Origin of the sequence: Pseudoalteromonas sp. M8 (genome assembly GCF_018141365.1) — a bacterium.
Lineage (GTDB): Bacteria > Pseudomonadota > Gammaproteobacteria > Enterobacterales > Alteromonadaceae > Pseudoalteromonas.
The window spans coordinates 3,031,387-3,045,974 of sequence record NZ_CP047240.1; the positions used below are offsets into that span (position 1 = coordinate 3,031,387).

Sequence of the window (14,588 nt, forward strand, 5' to 3'; positions counted from 1 at the left end):
ACCAGATATAATACTCACAAACTAAATCGTATACTTAGTCAACATATGCCAAACGTAAGCATCTAAGTCACTCAGCGCTTGAGTATTTGGAGTATCGATTCGAGCAAGAAGAGCATGTGCCGCCTCTCGATGTTCAGCAAGAGTCACTTGAATCGCCTTTTTCACTTGTGTTCTGGTCATTGATTTTAAGTCATCTTTGTTACTGACCAAATCCACAATAGTCTTTTTACCATTTAACCGATCAAGCCCCGGCGTTTTACTTGTTTTCTCATCACCAATAAAGGCATCATAAAAGTCATCTAGAATCTGCAAAATACGAGCAACTTCTCGGGCGTAATCAAACAAATACTGACTAAGCTGTTCATTTTCATTAATCACACCAAGAATTTTCATCGGAAGAGAGATAATTGAGGAAGTTTTACCATCAATGAGTTTATAATAACTATCGAGATCTTCGGTATCAAAAGCATTAATATCCAATAGCTGACCATCAACTAATTCCATGCAAATATCACACAAATACAAACTGCAACCTGCAGCATATTTTGCCTTAACGGAATTAGCCAATTTAAATGCCAGACTAATAAGAAAGTTACCAGCCAAAATGGCAGTATCGGTACCATATTTTTTGTAAATTGTTGGCTCATTACGACGATAATCAGAATTATCCATAATATCATCATGTACTAACGCTGCCGCGTGTAACATTTCAATAGCAACAGCAACTTTCATTGCATCAGAAGCAGATTCTTGAGGTTCGTCATATACTTGGTTAGCCATGAGAACCAAAATCGCTCGAATACGTTTACCACCTTGAAGAGCATCACAAATCGGTTGATAGATATTTAAAAAACGAACCTTGTCCATTTCTTTTAAGATTTCATCATCAATTCTTTTTCTAAAAGATAACCAAGATTTCCCTTCCAAAACATCATTTGGTTGCTTAACTACGTCCATATCATCCATCATGCTTGCATATCCTTTTAATTTTCGAGACGCGGAATTATACCCAACTTTCTAAGTTTTACTACTAAAAAATCACATTTTACTTTCAGTTCACCCCTCATACTTAACATAAAAACAACAACCAACCAAACTAAATAAACAGTCAAGAGTTCAAGGTAAAACAAAATTGAGCTTACTGCGCCCCTTTGCCATGTAGTGGGCTTTCCCCACCTCGCACTACTACGAGCGCTCCGGCCAATATATTTATCGATTTCAGACAGGTTCGTGGTTCAATTTAAAACATCCTTGTTAGCCCTGAACTCCGGGCACACGGTAAGTTATATCCCATGACCAAACTTCATTCGGTGTAGCAGCTGTAAAACTCGTGGGTTTAGCCACTTTTCTCAGTGCTTTGCTGCGACCACGATGATGTAATTGGTTTTCAGCCTTAAGCACACGATAGAAGCTTGAAACTGAGCCAAGATAGATATTGTTATCTAACAACCTAGGCACTATCTGTGAAGGCGGTAAGCTAGCAAATTCAGGCTCATTACAAACATCAACAATGGCTTGTTGCTCATGCACGGTTAGTTTATTACTTGGCACTGGACGCTCTGCCTCTGGGCGTTTGTCTGTTTGTACTATGCCTTGCTGATACCATCGTCTATACGTTCTCAAGCTGATATCTATTTCTCTGCAAGCTTTCTCTACAGCGCAACCCGATTGTTTTGCTTCTTGAATTAAATCAATGTATTGCTGCCTATGGTCAAGCTCTGTTAATCGTCCCCTGAGTCCTCCCCGAATAAGGACACAGACGTTATCGTAAAGGTTGCCGAAGCAAACGTGTCATCATCCTAAATCGGGTTGGCATTGAGCATAAACCTGCGATTGTTGACATTAAAACACGGTTTGGTGATTGGGAAGTGGATACTGTACTTGGCAAGCATGGCACGGGGGCAATCGTTAGTTTGGTCGAACGTACAAGTAAGTTTTACCTGATACGCAAAGTTCCAGCAAAAAGTGCAGCGCAAGTGAGCAGAGCGATGAGAGGCATGCTGTGGCGCTATCGACGTCATGTTCATACGATAACCGCAGATAATGGGAGTGAGTTTTGCGAGCATGAATATGTCTCAGATAAGCTAAAAACCGATATCTATTTTGCTAACCCCTACTCCTCATGGGAGAGAGGGTTGAATGAAAACTTTAATGGTCTGCTGCGTCAATATATTTGCAAAGGAACAGATTTACGAACGGTGACAGATAAGCAAATTGCGCATATAGAGCGGGCGATCAATGCGAGGCCGAGAAAATGTATAGGGTTTAGGCAACCTGTGGTGATATTTAATGAATTACGCAAAGCAGCCTTATTTAGCGAGTGGTGCACTTCGGACTTGAATTCGCGGGTAGCAATGAAGAGAAATAAAACAAAGATAAAAGATAGATATGCTAAGAAAAAACAAAGTTGATCATGAAAACCAAACCGCATTCTCGTGACCAATGAATACCATTTTTAAACGCCCACGGTCACCAAATGGTGATCATCTGATCACAGGATCAAATAACAATACAATAGAAAAAGAAAATTAGGAGATAAGTAATTGAAATATGAGAAGAGAAATTGCAAACTGGCGGAGTGGACGGGACTCGAACCCGCGACCCCCGGCGTGACAGGCCGGTATTCTAACCAACTGAACTACCACTCCGCAGTGATAGATTTGCAAGATATCTTAAATGGCGGAGTGGACGGGACTCGAACCCGCGACCCCCGGCGTGACAGGCCGGTATTCTAACCAACTGAACTACCACTCCGCAGAGATATCTTAATGACATTATTTTACTCGTTTTAGTGTTGGCGGAGTGGACGGGACTCGAACCCGCGACCCCCGGCGTGACAGGCCGGTATTCTAACCAACTGAACTACCACTCCAGCGAGTAAACAAGCTGTCATAAAGCTTGAATATAGTTATGCGATACATTGGCGGAGTGGACGGGACTCGAACCCGCGACCCCCGGCGTGACAGGCCGGTATTCTAACCAACTGAACTACCACTCCACTGAGTATTCGCATATTTTGCTTCGAAGTGTTGGCGGAGTGGACGGGACTCGAACCCGCGACCCCCGGCGTGACAGGCCGGTATTCTAACCAACTGAACTACCACTCCATAAGAAGCAAATGCACGTTTGTAATAAGTATTGGCGGAGTGGACGGGACTCGAACCCGCGACCCCCGGCGTGACAGGCCGGTATTCTAACCAACTGAACTACCACTCCAGCGCGACTTATTGATACTACGAAGAAATTTGGCGGAGTGGACGGGACTCGAACCCGCGACCCCCGGCGTGACAGGCCGGTATTCTAACCAACTGAACTACCACTCCGCGTCATATTCTTGCAGTGCTTGCTGTAAGGAGTGCTCCCTGACAGCGGCGTGAATAATACGAATGACCCCCTCATGAGTCAACCGTTTTTTGAAAAAAAACCGTGTTTTTTAGTTATCTTTCATTGAAAGGTTCAAAATATCACCTGATTTATCATTTTTTGAACCATTCCCTGCTGCGTTATTTTCAGATGGTCCTAAATCATCAAGATCAATGACTTCTTCGGTTTTCTTAAATGGATTCTTTGGCATTGGTACTTTTAGTCTAATTGGCTTTTTTTGCACCAGAATACGAATGGCTAACCAACCGAACAATAATACAACTAAGTTACCGGCAACAATAATACTGACTAATAGCGCTGTACTTATAGTCGGCTCTGGTTCTGGCTCAGGTTGTTTCACAGCTGGTAACGCAGCGGCTTCCAATTCAGGCACTTTTTCAATGGGTCTTTCAATTTCAAAATTGTAATTTGGCAGTGTTGCCATAAACTCACGGCCATTGATATTTTCACCAAATGCGGAGATTTCTACACTATAACGCCCCCAATCATAATTCTTGATTGGCAGCTGACGATAAAGCCGCTCTTCTGCATCTAAGGTAAACATCTGCTCTTCACCATTAGGGTAGAAAATTTTGCCCTGTAGCAATATGGTCTCAGGTTTCACAACCGTGTCGTCTATCGTAATAGTAAGGCCATGTTCAAGCTCGTTTTCACCCGCTAGCATCAATTCAAAGTTGAATGGCGGCTCAGCGATAACAATAGGTGATTTGATCACTCTTCTTTTTAGAATGGGCGTTTCAATGAAGAATTCAGGCTGCCACTCTCCCGCTGGAAAGTTTAATTTAAACTCACCAGTAAAAATTCCATCCAAGGGTCTTTCATCAAACTCTCGGCCATCATCTTTAAAGTCGGTCACGCTTTGCGTACCTGCACCAAAGTTGGCATATTCATCGTTATTGGTACTAGAGAACTCCACATACAAAGTCACAACATCCCGGAAGTAACCCACATCTATCTGTTTGCCATCATTAGTCACGCGCCCTGTTACCTTCAGCACTTCACCACGGAATAATAGTGGGGGCAAAGCTTCAACTTCGAGCTCAATGTCACCAAGCACCATTATGCGGCTATTTTTTTGGATCTGTCCGATGACTTGCCAAGGGCCTGGCGTTGGGTTCTTTAGAATGATCAAGTCATAACTGACTTCGTCGTACCATTGCAGTGCATCATTATCCAGCGAACTGGTCGCATAATATTTACTACCATCAGGCTTCACAAGTACCACGGCGGGAGCGCCTGGAGCACGAAAAAACAGTAAAGTGATCTCTTCAATATTATAATCAATGCGAAAACGGTTATCTAAAAGAGGGATTTCATTTACCTTACCGTCCCGCTGCAACATCGTAATCTGTGGTGTTTGAGCGCCAACAACCGTACTTACTAGCAGTACAAACCCCAAGAACAGCTGTTTTAGATTCATGCATTAACCCTACATTGCGTTGATGGCTTGAGTGATCTTTTTTGGGATAAAGCCCCTAGTTAAGCGTCTACTCCACCCCAACGATACCGATTATATTCATTATTGTTGCCACAGACTTTGTCCACAAGCTTTGTTTACAAGCTCTAAACGTTCTGTATGTGCTTGTTCTTCATCGGCAGAAGCACGTAAAACTTTAAGTGCAGGACGATTGCTGTCTAAACGAATAATGCCACCGGCTGAGTTAGCCTGATCACCTTTATTTTGATTTGCCAAATTCAGCTTTTTTTGGCCTCCCGTCATCGACAGGTAAACATCAGCAAGGATCTCGGAATCCAGCAAAGCGCCGTGCAGCGTACGCTTTGAGTTATCGATATCGTAGCGACGGCAAAGCGCATCTAGGCTGTTCTTCTGGCCCGGATGAAGATCCCTTGCCATCACCAAAGTATCTAGCACTTGACAATAGTCATGGGTTGCCGGAAAGCCTTGATTTAACTTAGCAAACTCGTGATCCATAAAGCCGACGTCGAACGGCGCGTTATGAATGACAAGCTCAGCTCCTTTAATATAGTCAAAAAACTCTTGCGCAATTTGATGGAAAAAAGGTTTATCACGTAAAAATTCGTTGGTGATACCGTGAACATCAATGGCTTCTTCTTCAATGTCGCGCTGAGGGTTGATATATACGTGGAAGTTATTCCCCGTTAGTCTGCGATTGACTAGCTCAACACAACCAATTTCAATGATCCTGTGCCCTGCTTTAGGATCAATACCTGTGGTTTCTGTATCCAGTACTATTTGCCGTGTGTGCATATCGTTGCTCGCTTAACTTTGCTATTATTTTGCCCTATTCGCACATTTTACATAAAAATAGGCAATTCAGTGCAAAAAACCGTAGAGATTTATACCGATGGCTCGTGTTTAGGCAATCCAGGTCCAGGTGGTTATGGTGTTTACCTTTCCTATCAAGGACATGAAAAAGAAATGAGTGCAGGGTATAAACTCACAACCAATAATAGAATGGAAATGCTTGCGGCTATTGTTGCACTCGAAACATTAAAGCGCCCCTGCGATATCATTCTGTATACCGACAGCCAATATGTTAAGCAAGGCATTGAGTCTTGGCTTGAAAACTGGAAAAAGCGCAATTGGAAAACCGCAGCCAAACAACCAGTAAAAAATGTCGATTTATGGCAAAGACTGGACGCTGCCACCAGCCGACACACGATCCAATGGCGCTGGGTAAAAGGCCACGCTGGAAATAAATATAATGAGCTTGTTGATGACTTAGCGCGTGAAGCGGCTTCAGGTCCAAACCTACTTGTAGATGAAGGCTACGAAGCCAGCGTCTAACTAAGGGATCATTCAATAACAAATAACAGCTCCCTTAAGATTTATATTAAGTAATAATACTCGTTATTCTTTATCTTGGCAGGTTTGTCTGAGTCCAGCCCCTTTCACAGCGGGTGTCCACTTAGGCTTTACATGCCACTTAGGTTTGATTGGAGTGAGCGGCATCACCCGCTTTCTTGCCACCAACATATACACGCTTCCCATCGGCTTTAAGTAATGACGGCAAAAACGACGCCATGGCGCAAAACGAGAAAGCCTCGAGCCTCGCGCTAAAGACGCATAAATAAAGCGCTCGTCACCAACAATCTCAAACCCGAGTAAATCTAGCCAATCCTTCACCCGCGATGGAGTAAAGAAGCGCCCTGACCAAGGTAGTTTTTCTTTACTAAAGGGAAGCATTTGCGCCACACCACATAAACTAAACGGATTAAAACCTGAGATCACAATATAACCTCCAGGAATAAGCGTTCGGTGGGCTTCGCGTAGAATATGATGCGGATCAGAATGATATTCTAAGCACTGACTTAAAATACAAGCATCGACTGAGTTTTCGTAAAAAGGTAGCTCGTCAATTTCAGCAAATACTCCGACATGTTTGCCTTGTGGGGCAACACAAACTTGATGCTTAATCGGGCTGGCAGAGGTATTCATTTGACCGCTCAAACAGCCGAGTTTTAGCATGTGGTAACCAAACATTCTTGGTAGCCATTCATCCAGTCGTTTTTGGATCCCCACCTTTAAATATTCACCGTGAGGAAAGTCTTGCCACTCATCGGGTTTGGGTCCTTGTAAAAAACTTAACGCTGGTTTCATTTACTAAGCTCGTTATACTGGTGTTATTAATCACTTTATAGAGCATTGCGTTATGGTGCAAGTCGATGCAATCAAAGCATTTGATGACAATTATATCTGGGTGATAAAAGACCCTCGACGTTCAAACTGTTGGGTGGTTGACCCAGGTGACGAACAACCTGTTTTAGATTACCTCGCCAAGTTTGATTTAACACTCCAAGGCATATTAGTCACCCATCATCATTGGGATCATACTGATGGCATTGCCCCGCTTTTATCACATTTTCCCAGCTTAACAGTCTACGGGCCTAAAAATGGTAAATATAAAGGCATTACTCATGGCCTTAGTGAACATGATAAGATCACACTTTTTGATACCACGCTGAACATTATTGCCACCCCAGGTCACACGTTAGACCATATCTGTTATGTAAATGATGAACTGGCTTTTACGGGTGATACATTATTCAATGCTGGCTGCGGCAGACTTTTTGAGGGAACACCTAGCCAAATGTGGCACTCCTTTGAAAAGCTACTCACACTACCTGACACATGTAAAGTGTATTGCACGCACGAGTACACACTCGCGAACCTTGCTTTTGCTGAGGCCGTTGAGCCCACTAACCAAGCACTGATCCAGTATCACCAACAAGCAAAGTCATTACGTGCCAGTAACGAGCGCACGGTACCTACGACAATTGAACAACAAAAAGCAATCAATCCTTTTGTACGTGCCGCAAATGATGCCATTCTCACCCATGTTCCAACGCAATTTATCGCGTCAGAAAATACACCTGAAGCTCGCTTTAGTGCACTGAGAAAATGGAAGGATAACTTCTAAAATATTCAATAGTGACCTAATGTAACGCCAAAATGACGCTTTTTTGGCGTACTTACATAGGAAGTATTGAATAAATTATCCATTTTCTTTGCAATACCGCCAAAGATAAGCATTTCTAACGATTTTTAGGAAGTCGAAATAAAATAATAAAGAAGCTTTAAATGCTGATACAAACTCGGTAATATTGCCGAGTTTTTGTCCGAACCCCCAAGCAAAAGAACGCATTTATGAAAAAGCTCGCCTTTATTGTTGCTTCATTAGCAATGTTAAGTGGTTGTGAAATCACGCAAGAAACCCCGTTGGAAACTGCAACTGAACAAGTGAAGCAGGCCAACTTAGATCACGCGAGCCCTTATGATATCTCCCAAACACTCAGTACCTCATGGCAAGACGAAGATGAAGAGGCTGTGCCTGTATTTGACGACGTATGGGAGCGGATCCGTTATCAGTTATCTATCGAAGTGCCACAAAATAGACCTGTGGTCGCCGAACGTAATTACTATCAACGTCACCAAGCCTATTTAGACCGTATCGCAAAACGTGCAGAACCTTACCTCTACTACATTGTTGAAGAAGTAGAAAAGCGCAATATGCCGGTAGAAATCGCGTTGTTACCTATTGTGGAAAGCGCATTCGATCCATTTGGCTATTCACACCGCACCGCTTCCGGTATTTGGCAATTTATGCCTCAAACCGGTGAACGCTTTAACCTCAAACAAAATTGGTGGTATGACGGCCGTCGCGATATTATTGCATCAACGCAGGCTGCATTAGACTACCTCACCTATCTCCATAAAACACTGGAAGGCGATTGGTTAAACGCAATTGCCGCTTACAATTCAGGTGAAGGTCGATTGCTCAGAGCAATCCGAAAAAATCGTAAAAAGCATTTGCCTACCGATTTTTGGTCTCTCGATTTACCTCGCGAAACCACCGCGTATGTGCCTAAATTACTCGCCTTGTCCGATCTATTAAAACGCTCTGATGAGTTTAAGGTCTCGTGGCAACCTATAATCAATGCCCAAGTTGTTGATACCGTTGAGGTTGGGTCACAAATTGATTTAGCGCTTGCCGCTGAAATGGCCGATATTTCTTTAACTGAACTCTATCGCTTAAATCCAGGTTTTAATCGTTGGGCCACCGATCCTGATGGCCCACACCAGTTATTATTACCCATGGAAAAAGTTGACGCTTTTCAAGAGAAATTAGCTAAAACAGAAGTAAAAGATCGACTTCGTTGGCAATATTATACAGTGCAAAAAGGAGATAGCCTGTCGGTCGTTGCGACTAAGTTTAATACTAGTATCGGCGCCATTCGCTCACTCAATAGCATCGATGGCAATATGATCCGTGTTGGCCAGAAGTTATTGGTGCCACTCAGTGATGGCGAATTGCAAAGTGAGCATTTACCACCAGAAGTGCGCCTTGCCGCCAACAAAGTAACTAAGAAAAAACTCAGCCACACAGTAAAATCAGGTGATACATTGTGGGATATCAGCCGCGAATATGATGTTACCGTTAAGCAATTAGCTAGCTGGAATAAGTTAAAAACCAATGCCGTTTTGCGCCTTGGACAAAAGCTTACTGTCTTTAAAGATGAAAAAGCAGCAAATCAAACCGTCCTCGTCAACACCGAGCGCACAATCACTTACAAAGTGCGTAAAGGCGACTCATTGGCACGTATCGCCACTAAGTTTAACGTCAGCGTGAATGAAATCGTCAAATGGAACAACCTGACTGGACAGAAGTATCTTCAGCCTGGTCAAAAGTTAAAACTGAAAGTTCAGACGAAACGTGTTTAGCGCTAAGAACCAGGGTTTAAAAATAAAAATCCAATATCAGTGATGATATTGGATTTTTACATATTAAAGCAGCACTTTTGACTCACTTTTCCTTAAAGATTACGACAGTTCTATCGTTTAAATACACAGTTTTTCAACGTCGCTTACAGCTGATTTAAACCCAAAAATTTGGTTAGGCTTCAATGCTGATTAATATTATCTAAAGGAAGTTTCATAAAGAACTGATATCGTTAGTACATTATTGGCGTACCACCAATCCTCCTGCAAATTCTCGATGCGTTATCCGCATCTCGATAATCAGAAAAAGAGTCAGCCCATAACAACTCACCATTTTTGTAACATTCAAGGTAAATTTCTTCGAATGCGGTAGTATTAGACGACATTGCGGTGGCGAAAATAGCAGATACAGCAAATAGAATCGGTTTAATCATTGTCTTTTCCTTTTCATTAGTTTGAATTTTATAATATCGGTCACTTTTCATACAACCAAGACCAATGTCACACAACGTAACCGAAATGTAAATATTTATATTTTTCCGTTACTATGATTATGCTGATGAGTTTGCTATTTAAGCAGGCAACGCGACCTATTAAGCCGCGTAAATTGAAAGGTAATGCTTGAACAGAAGATAAAACCTAAAGGTTTTTTGCCAATGATTGAAGCCAAGCCTCTGCCGGCTCCCAAGGCTCAAAATATTCACAGGCATCGATGTCTAGACGCGGTTGTGCTCGAGTGGCGTTCAACTCTTCAATCAGGGCATCAATTTGCTTTCCAGCACCACAATAAGTATCGCCATAACTAGAATCCCCCAATGCGATGACCGCTACTTTCTTGCCCGTTAGCATCGGAAATTCGCTTTGCATTTGCAAAAATAAAGGCAGCAAGTTATCGGGAATATCACCAGATCCGGTAGTAGAAGAAATAAATAAAATGTTTTCAGCTTGCGTTACATCAACGATGGAAGCAGGCTCAATAACACTTGCCTCATGACCCGATTTATTCAAAAACTCAGCACTGTCGTTTGCCAAGTTTTCAGCATTGCCGTACATACTTCCCACAAAAATGGAAACTTTTGCCATTATTTATAATCCTTCTCGTTGTCTGACCAGCCGAGCTGAGCGAAGACAGCCAATGCTTCTTCTCCCAAATCCGCGGTAATTGAAATCGTCGTGTTGGTATAAGGATGTACAAATTCCAATTTAGTTGCAAATAACATCAACCGACGTAAGCCAAAATGATCGACAAAAAAGTGGTTGTGTTTATTATCACCGTGATTGACATCACCAATAATCGGATGTGCTAAATAGTTAAGGTGGCGCCTGATTTGGTGTTTTCTACCCGTTTTAGGAAAACACTCCACCAATGAGTAGCGAATACTTGGATACTTACCAAAAGGAATTGGCAAGCTACCCTGCAATAAACAATTTATCTGTGTTTGCGCCTCCTGCGGAGCTTTATCCTGACAGGCAAACTTATCAGCAATTTTATCAAGTTCTTCTTTGAGTGGTCTGTCGATGAATCTAGATTCCGGAGCAAATCCGCGAACAAGCGCTAAATAGCGTTTTTGAATATTACCGCTAATAAAGATTTCATTCATGTCTCGCGCGGCTTCAGAGCTTAGTGCAAACAGTAGCACGCCTGACGTTGGCCTATCTAAACGGTGAACGGGGAAAACATGTTGACCAAGTTGATCACGTAGCATTTGCATCGCAAATTGTGTTTCTCGCTTATCCAAAAATGAGCGATGAACCAATAACCCTGACGGCTTATTTATCGCAACATAATGTGCATCTTGATATAAAATCTCAAGCATTACGCGCTCTTTGCAATTGTATTATCGAGGTTTTTTAAGCACTGATGCACCGCATTAAAATAAAGATGTTCACTCAGCACCATTTCAGCCATTGGCGCAATCGCCATATTTTCCGGTAATGCTTCACCACTTTCTACCATTGTTCGCATTTTGCCCAAGAATACAAATTGCAACCACTGCGCGAAGGTCATCGTATCGCAGCAAAATGGCTCCGTAGAGGTAAGTGCCTTAGCCGAAATTGGCTCGTCTTGCCAAAGACCCGTCGCCTTTAAACAAGTCTCAAGTTCGTCTAACTGAATCAATAATTCCGAGTTCATCGGTCCTGTCTCTTTCTCAATTTTTTACATTATAGCAATTTGCATGATTTAGGAGCTAGCCAATTCTCTCAAGTGCACCTTTTTCATAGGCTTATCAGCGCACCTAAAAGTAGCTATAATTGCCGCTATTGAAAATATAAGTAACATATAGAGCATTCATGACAGCGCAAATTTCAACTTTAGGTGAATTACTAACAAACGCCGGTACACAGTGGCGAGTCTATGATCTGGGTCGACGTATCACAAAAATAGATAAGAAGCAGTTTGCGCAAATCGAGAGTACTCAAGTCCCTTATCCTTACCCGCTTGGCGGCCATGCCATCATGGCGATTCAATTTTGGGATAATGAAGCAACCGTTGATCCTTATGTGTGGTTTTTAAAGTTTCCACTAGATGAGCAAAGCAAGCTCATTATCGCCAGCCGTGACCACTTCGCCTCCATGGTACTCGAAGCATTAGGTACTCAACTCACGGGCGAAGCCGCTCAAGGGAAACTTGATAACAACCCTTATGTCTTCACGCCAAACGCGAACAAACTCGCTGCATTCAATGCGCTATTAAAGCGTGAGCTTAATCGCCCGGCTTCTCAATATTACGAGCACGCCGAACTCTACTTTTCGGGCAAGCTTGGGTTTGAACGCTGGCAAGAAATAGCGCTACAAGGTATTGCAGACTTTGCCCTACGTCTAGACCATGGTCATAACGCGAGCAACCTGCAACAGGCGTGGTCTTTTTTGCCAGCAGAAGTTAAGACCCCATTAGCCGCAATGCTTGAACACGTTACGGTCTCAACATCACAAACCGAAGACTTTTTAGCCGCTTTAACCCATGCATGCCAACAGCAAGATAAGGACGCCGTAGTCACTAATTTGCGTGCGATGTCGGGAAGTCACGCGCTTGGTCTCATCGCCCATGCAGTAGACGCTATTTTAGCATCCGAATTGGGATCAGATGCAGATTGCTTACTCACTATTGCAGGGCGTGCTTGGGAAACACTAACCGACCAGCAAAGGCTTTTTATCTATATGGAAAAAGCCGCTGAGAATAATCAAATCGATGGACTTTTCGGCAGTATTTTCGCAGACTTAGTTGCAATACCTATGTTACGCCCACATGTTTTAGGGATTATTAGAGCAGAAAATCGCAGTGAAACTCTGTCTCGTGCAATTGGAAGGTTATTTTCTTAAATGACAACACTTTGGCTTTTTATCATCGTATCATCTGGTATCGCGCTATTTTGGTATAGTCGCCAGATCGCAGAAGCGGCAAATAGACATGCACAGTATCAAGCTGAAAGTTTGCAAGTGCAACTGTTAAGTGTTGCCTGTATTAAGCGCCGTTTTGGCGTATTAAAAGACGGCAAACTTGGAATAAAAAGCCAATTTATGTTTGAGTTTAGTTCAGATGGCGAGTCAGCCTATCAAGGTAAGCTTTACTTAGAAAATGAACGATTAGTCAAAAAAGAATTGCCCGCTTATAAAATCGCAAGTTAATCCGATGGGTGCGAAAGTAGGCACTTAAATTCATATAAATACAAGTGCCTGCACTGAATTTATAATAGTACAACTATTTTAAACATACCCTTTGACGCTTGGCCCGTAGTCGTTTTCACCAACCTCGCTATCCATAGTGGTGAAATATATAATCACTAATAAGCCAACGATAGGTACAAAGCTCACTAGAAGCCACCAGCCCGAGCGTCCAGTGTCGTGAAGACGACGAATAGATACTGCAACTGTCGGTACTAGAACCACCAAATAATAGATACCTGTCAAAAACAGAGTTCCAAAAAGCCCGTCGACAATACCAATTGCAAAGCCTATCAACGCATTTATTAAGATAAACATCCAGTATTCTTTGCGTCTTGAACGTCCACTAAAATCGGAATATCTTTTTAATACTGTTAGATACCATTCCATTTCTTTTTCCTTAACTATTGCGCCAACATCGCGCACTAAAAAACAATACCAATTCGCTTAATTAAGTGATCTATTTTGAGGCGGGAGAATCTTAGCGATAACACCACTACCGCGTCCTGCTATCGCCAAGGTACCAACATCCATGCAGGCAAGGCAAGGCAAGGCAAGGCAAGGCAAGGCAAAAATTTTGCTATTTAGTTGTTCTAAATGAGAAATTTTTAACGCGGTTAGCGTCAGATTTGCTCCTTAAAATTGAGCAAGTATTAAGACTAATCAGTATAAGACTAAAATGAGAGTGGAATAATCTAGCAATGAGATCGAAAGATAAGAATGAAACTGCAAGCGGAGAGTTTTGAGAACTTCAACTAAGTTACTAGGAAAATATACATCCAATTTACAACCGTCACAAAAAACTAAGGCGCTAGCCTATCTGCTGCGCCTCAATCCTGACGATTATCCCAAGAGGTATCCAATTCCTCTGCTTTACAACCCAAAAGCCATCCGCCAATTCTTCTTCCCCTGAACGGGTATGTACTCCGACCTACCCGAATCCCATCCTTGTGTCATCCATTAGCACTTCCAATGCATCTCCATTTTAGCCACCTTGGCCTCCACTTCGCTTCCCGCGCTCCAATGCCACCTTGGCTCCGCTTCACATAATCCCTATGTGCTCCCTATACATTGTTACGTCCAGTGTAACCCATCCACTTCGCAATCATCCAAATTGCGCTCCCTCATCCTAGAGCCTTGCTCGTCCTTATCAGCTCTTCCTTGCTCCACTACGCTTCCCGCGCTCCTTGACACTCCATGTGTCTCCTTATCCCTAGTGAAGCTCCGCTTCACACTCGCTTCCTCGAGTTCCTGATCTTCCTTGCCCTATGCAATACATCCTTCTCTTGTTGTCAAATTCCTTATCCTTTGACGCTGAGCTCCTGCTCTTGTGTTTCCT

14 protein-coding genes, 7 tRNA genes and 2 pseudogenes are annotated in these 14,588 nt (G+C 42.8%); 6 read left to right on the forward strand and 17 right to left on the reverse strand.

Going from position 1 to position 14,588, the window contains the following annotated elements:
* Window positions 1-21: 21 nt before the first annotated feature.
* Window positions 22-969 carry a polyprenyl synthetase family protein gene (locus GSF13_RS18415; protein WP_211866627.1) on the reverse strand — a complete coding sequence of 316 codons (948 nt, stop codon included), beginning with the start codon at window positions 967-969 and terminating at the stop codon, window positions 22-24.
* Window positions 970-1,278: 309 nt separating this feature from the next.
* Window positions 1,279-1,695: pseudogene (locus GSF13_RS18420) on the reverse strand (IS3 family transposase); the annotation flags it as partial.
* Window positions 1,696-1,751: 56 nt separating this feature from the next.
* Here GSF13_RS18420 and GSF13_RS18425 point away from each other — a divergent pair.
* Window positions 1,752-2,309: pseudogene (locus GSF13_RS18425) on the forward strand (IS30 family transposase); the annotation flags it as partial.
* A 262-nt stretch (window positions 2,310-2,571) separates the two neighbouring features.
* On the opposite strand, the gene GSF13_RS18430 reads toward GSF13_RS18425, so the two are convergent.
* From GSF13_RS18430 to dnaQ, 9 genes are all read right to left on the reverse strand, one after another.
* Window positions 2,572-2,648 (reverse strand) — tRNA-Asp (locus tag GSF13_RS18430).
* A gap of 29 nt (window positions 2,649-2,677) precedes the next feature.
* Window positions 2,678-2,754: transfer RNA gene (locus GSF13_RS18435), tRNA-Asp, on the reverse strand.
* Window positions 2,755-2,795: 41 nt separating this feature from the next.
* Window positions 2,796-2,872, reverse strand: a tRNA-Asp gene (locus tag GSF13_RS18440).
* Between the two features lie 49 nt (window positions 2,873-2,921).
* Window positions 2,922-2,998: transfer RNA gene (locus tag GSF13_RS18445), tRNA-Asp, on the reverse strand.
* A gap of 32 nt (window positions 2,999-3,030) precedes the next feature.
* A tRNA-Asp gene (locus GSF13_RS18450) sits at window positions 3,031-3,107 on the reverse strand.
* A gap of 32 nt (window positions 3,108-3,139) precedes the next feature.
* A tRNA-Asp gene (locus GSF13_RS18455) sits at window positions 3,140-3,216 on the reverse strand.
* Window positions 3,217-3,246: 30 nt separating this feature from the next.
* A tRNA-Asp gene (locus GSF13_RS18460) sits at window positions 3,247-3,323 on the reverse strand.
* Between the two features lie 110 nt (window positions 3,324-3,433).
* On the reverse strand, window positions 3,434-4,804 hold the full coding sequence (locus tag GSF13_RS18465) for a TIGR03503 family protein (protein WP_045989214.1): 1,371 nt from the start codon (window positions 4,802-4,804) through the stop codon (window positions 3,434-3,436).
* A gap of 99 nt (window positions 4,805-4,903) precedes the next feature.
* Window positions 4,904-5,614: a DNA polymerase III subunit epsilon gene (gene dnaQ, locus GSF13_RS18470; RefSeq protein WP_010370953.1), complete on the reverse strand. Its 711-nt coding sequence runs from the start codon at window positions 5,612-5,614 to the stop codon at window positions 4,904-4,906.
* Window positions 5,615-5,683: 69 nt separating this feature from the next.
* Between dnaQ and rnhA the strand changes: the two genes are divergently transcribed.
* Entirely contained in the window at window positions 5,684-6,154 is a 471-nt protein-coding gene (rnhA, locus tag GSF13_RS18475; protein ID WP_010606636.1) for a ribonuclease HI, read from the forward strand.
* Window positions 6,155-6,217: 63 nt separating this feature from the next.
* Here rnhA and GSF13_RS18480 read toward each other — a convergent pair whose 3' ends face one another.
* Window positions 6,218-6,967 carry a methyltransferase domain-containing protein gene (locus tag GSF13_RS18480; RefSeq protein ID WP_010370946.1) on the reverse strand — a complete coding sequence of 250 codons (750 nt, stop codon included), beginning with the start codon at window positions 6,965-6,967 and terminating at the stop codon, window positions 6,218-6,220.
* 52 nt (window positions 6,968-7,019) lie between these two features.
* On the opposite strand from GSF13_RS18480, the gene gloB reads away from it, so the two are divergent.
* Entirely contained in the window at window positions 7,020-7,787 is a 768-nt protein-coding gene (gene gloB, locus GSF13_RS18485; protein ID WP_211866629.1) for a hydroxyacylglutathione hydrolase, read from the forward strand.
* Between the two features lie 227 nt (window positions 7,788-8,014).
* Window positions 8,015-9,589, forward strand: coding sequence for a LysM peptidoglycan-binding domain-containing protein (locus GSF13_RS18490; RefSeq protein ID WP_211866631.1), 1,575 nt, complete (start codon window positions 8,015-8,017; stop codon window positions 9,587-9,589).
* Between the two features lie 230 nt (window positions 9,590-9,819).
* On the opposite strand, the gene GSF13_RS18495 is transcribed toward GSF13_RS18490, so the two are convergent.
* The 4 genes from GSF13_RS18495 to GSF13_RS18510 form a co-directional block, all read right to left on the reverse strand.
* Window positions 9,820-10,020, reverse strand: coding sequence for a hypothetical protein (locus tag GSF13_RS18495; RefSeq protein ID WP_010606633.1), 201 nt, complete (start codon window positions 10,018-10,020; stop codon window positions 9,820-9,822).
* A gap of 205 nt (window positions 10,021-10,225) precedes the next feature.
* A complete protein-coding gene (locus tag GSF13_RS18500) occupies window positions 10,226-10,669 on the reverse strand; it encodes a flavodoxin (protein ID WP_010606632.1) in 444 nt (147 codons plus the stop codon).
* Window positions 10,669-11,403, reverse strand: a complete 735-nt coding sequence (gene truC / locus GSF13_RS18505) for a tRNA pseudouridine(65) synthase TruC (RefSeq protein WP_102057217.1) — start codon at window positions 11,401-11,403, stop codon at window positions 10,669-10,671. The genes GSF13_RS18500 and truC overlap by 1 nt, the downstream gene beginning before the upstream one ends.
* Window positions 11,403-11,720 (reverse strand): YqcC family protein, encoded by a 318-nt coding sequence (locus GSF13_RS18510; RefSeq protein ID WP_010370929.1) that lies wholly within the window; start codon window positions 11,718-11,720, stop codon window positions 11,403-11,405. The genes truC and GSF13_RS18510 overlap by 1 nt, the downstream gene beginning before the upstream one ends.
* Before the next feature lie 158 nt (window positions 11,721-11,878).
* Between GSF13_RS18510 and GSF13_RS18515 the strand changes: the two genes are divergently transcribed.
* Both GSF13_RS18515 and GSF13_RS18520 read left to right on the forward strand, forming a co-directional pair.
* Entirely contained in the window at window positions 11,879-12,907 is a 1,029-nt protein-coding gene (locus GSF13_RS18515) for a DUF3549 family protein (protein WP_211866633.1), read from the forward strand.
* Window positions 12,908-13,213 (forward strand): DUF3301 domain-containing protein, encoded by a 306-nt coding sequence (locus GSF13_RS18520; protein ID WP_211866635.1) that lies wholly within the window; start codon window positions 12,908-12,910, stop codon window positions 13,211-13,213.
* A gap of 78 nt (window positions 13,214-13,291) precedes the next feature.
* On the opposite strand, the gene GSF13_RS18525 is transcribed toward GSF13_RS18520, so the two are convergent.
* On the reverse strand, window positions 13,292-13,639 hold the full coding sequence (locus GSF13_RS18525; RefSeq protein ID WP_095727928.1) for a DUF805 domain-containing protein: 348 nt from the start codon (window positions 13,637-13,639) through the stop codon (window positions 13,292-13,294).
* Window positions 13,640-14,588: the final 949 nt, after the last annotated feature.

What these genes read in the sequence shown, in the direction of transcription:
- GSF13_RS18510 (WP_010370929.1), bottom strand. Translation starts at nt 11,720, where the DNA reads ATGAACTCGGAATTATTGATTCAGTTAGACGAACTTGAGACTTGTTTA.
- GSF13_RS18415 (WP_211866627.1), bottom strand. Translation starts at nt 969, where the DNA reads ATGATGGATGATATGGACGTAGTTAAGCAACCAAATGATGTTTTGGAA.
- gloB (WP_211866629.1), top strand. Translation starts at nt 7,020, where the DNA reads ATGGTGCAAGTCGATGCAATCAAAGCATTTGATGACAATTATATCTGG.
- truC (WP_102057217.1), bottom strand. Translation starts at nt 11,403, where the DNA reads ATGCTTGAGATTTTATATCAAGATGCACATTATGTTGCGATAAATAAG.
- GSF13_RS18500 (WP_010606632.1), bottom strand. Translation starts at nt 10,669, where the DNA reads ATGGCAAAAGTTTCCATTTTTGTGGGAAGTATGTACGGCAATGCTGAA.
- GSF13_RS18515 (WP_211866633.1), top strand. Translation starts at nt 11,879, where the DNA reads ATGACAGCGCAAATTTCAACTTTAGGTGAATTACTAACAAACGCCGGT.
- dnaQ (WP_010370953.1), bottom strand. Translation starts at nt 5,614, where the DNA reads ATGCACACACGGCAAATAGTACTGGATACAGAAACCACAGGTATTGAT.
- GSF13_RS18490 (WP_211866631.1), top strand. Translation starts at nt 8,015, where the DNA reads ATGAAAAAGCTCGCCTTTATTGTTGCTTCATTAGCAATGTTAAGTGGT.
- GSF13_RS18495 (WP_010606633.1), bottom strand. Translation starts at nt 10,020, where the DNA reads ATGATTAAACCGATTCTATTTGCTGTATCTGCTATTTTCGCCACCGCA.
- GSF13_RS18520 (WP_211866635.1), top strand. Translation starts at nt 12,908, where the DNA reads ATGACAACACTTTGGCTTTTTATCATCGTATCATCTGGTATCGCGCTA.
- GSF13_RS18480 (WP_010370946.1), bottom strand. Translation starts at nt 6,967, where the DNA reads ATGAAACCAGCGTTAAGTTTTTTACAAGGACCCAAACCCGATGAGTGG.
- GSF13_RS18525 (WP_095727928.1), bottom strand. Translation starts at nt 13,639, where the DNA reads ATGGAATGGTATCTAACAGTATTAAAAAGATATTCCGATTTTAGTGGA.
- GSF13_RS18465 (WP_045989214.1), bottom strand. Translation starts at nt 4,804, where the DNA reads ATGAATCTAAAACAGCTGTTCTTGGGGTTTGTACTGCTAGTAAGTACG.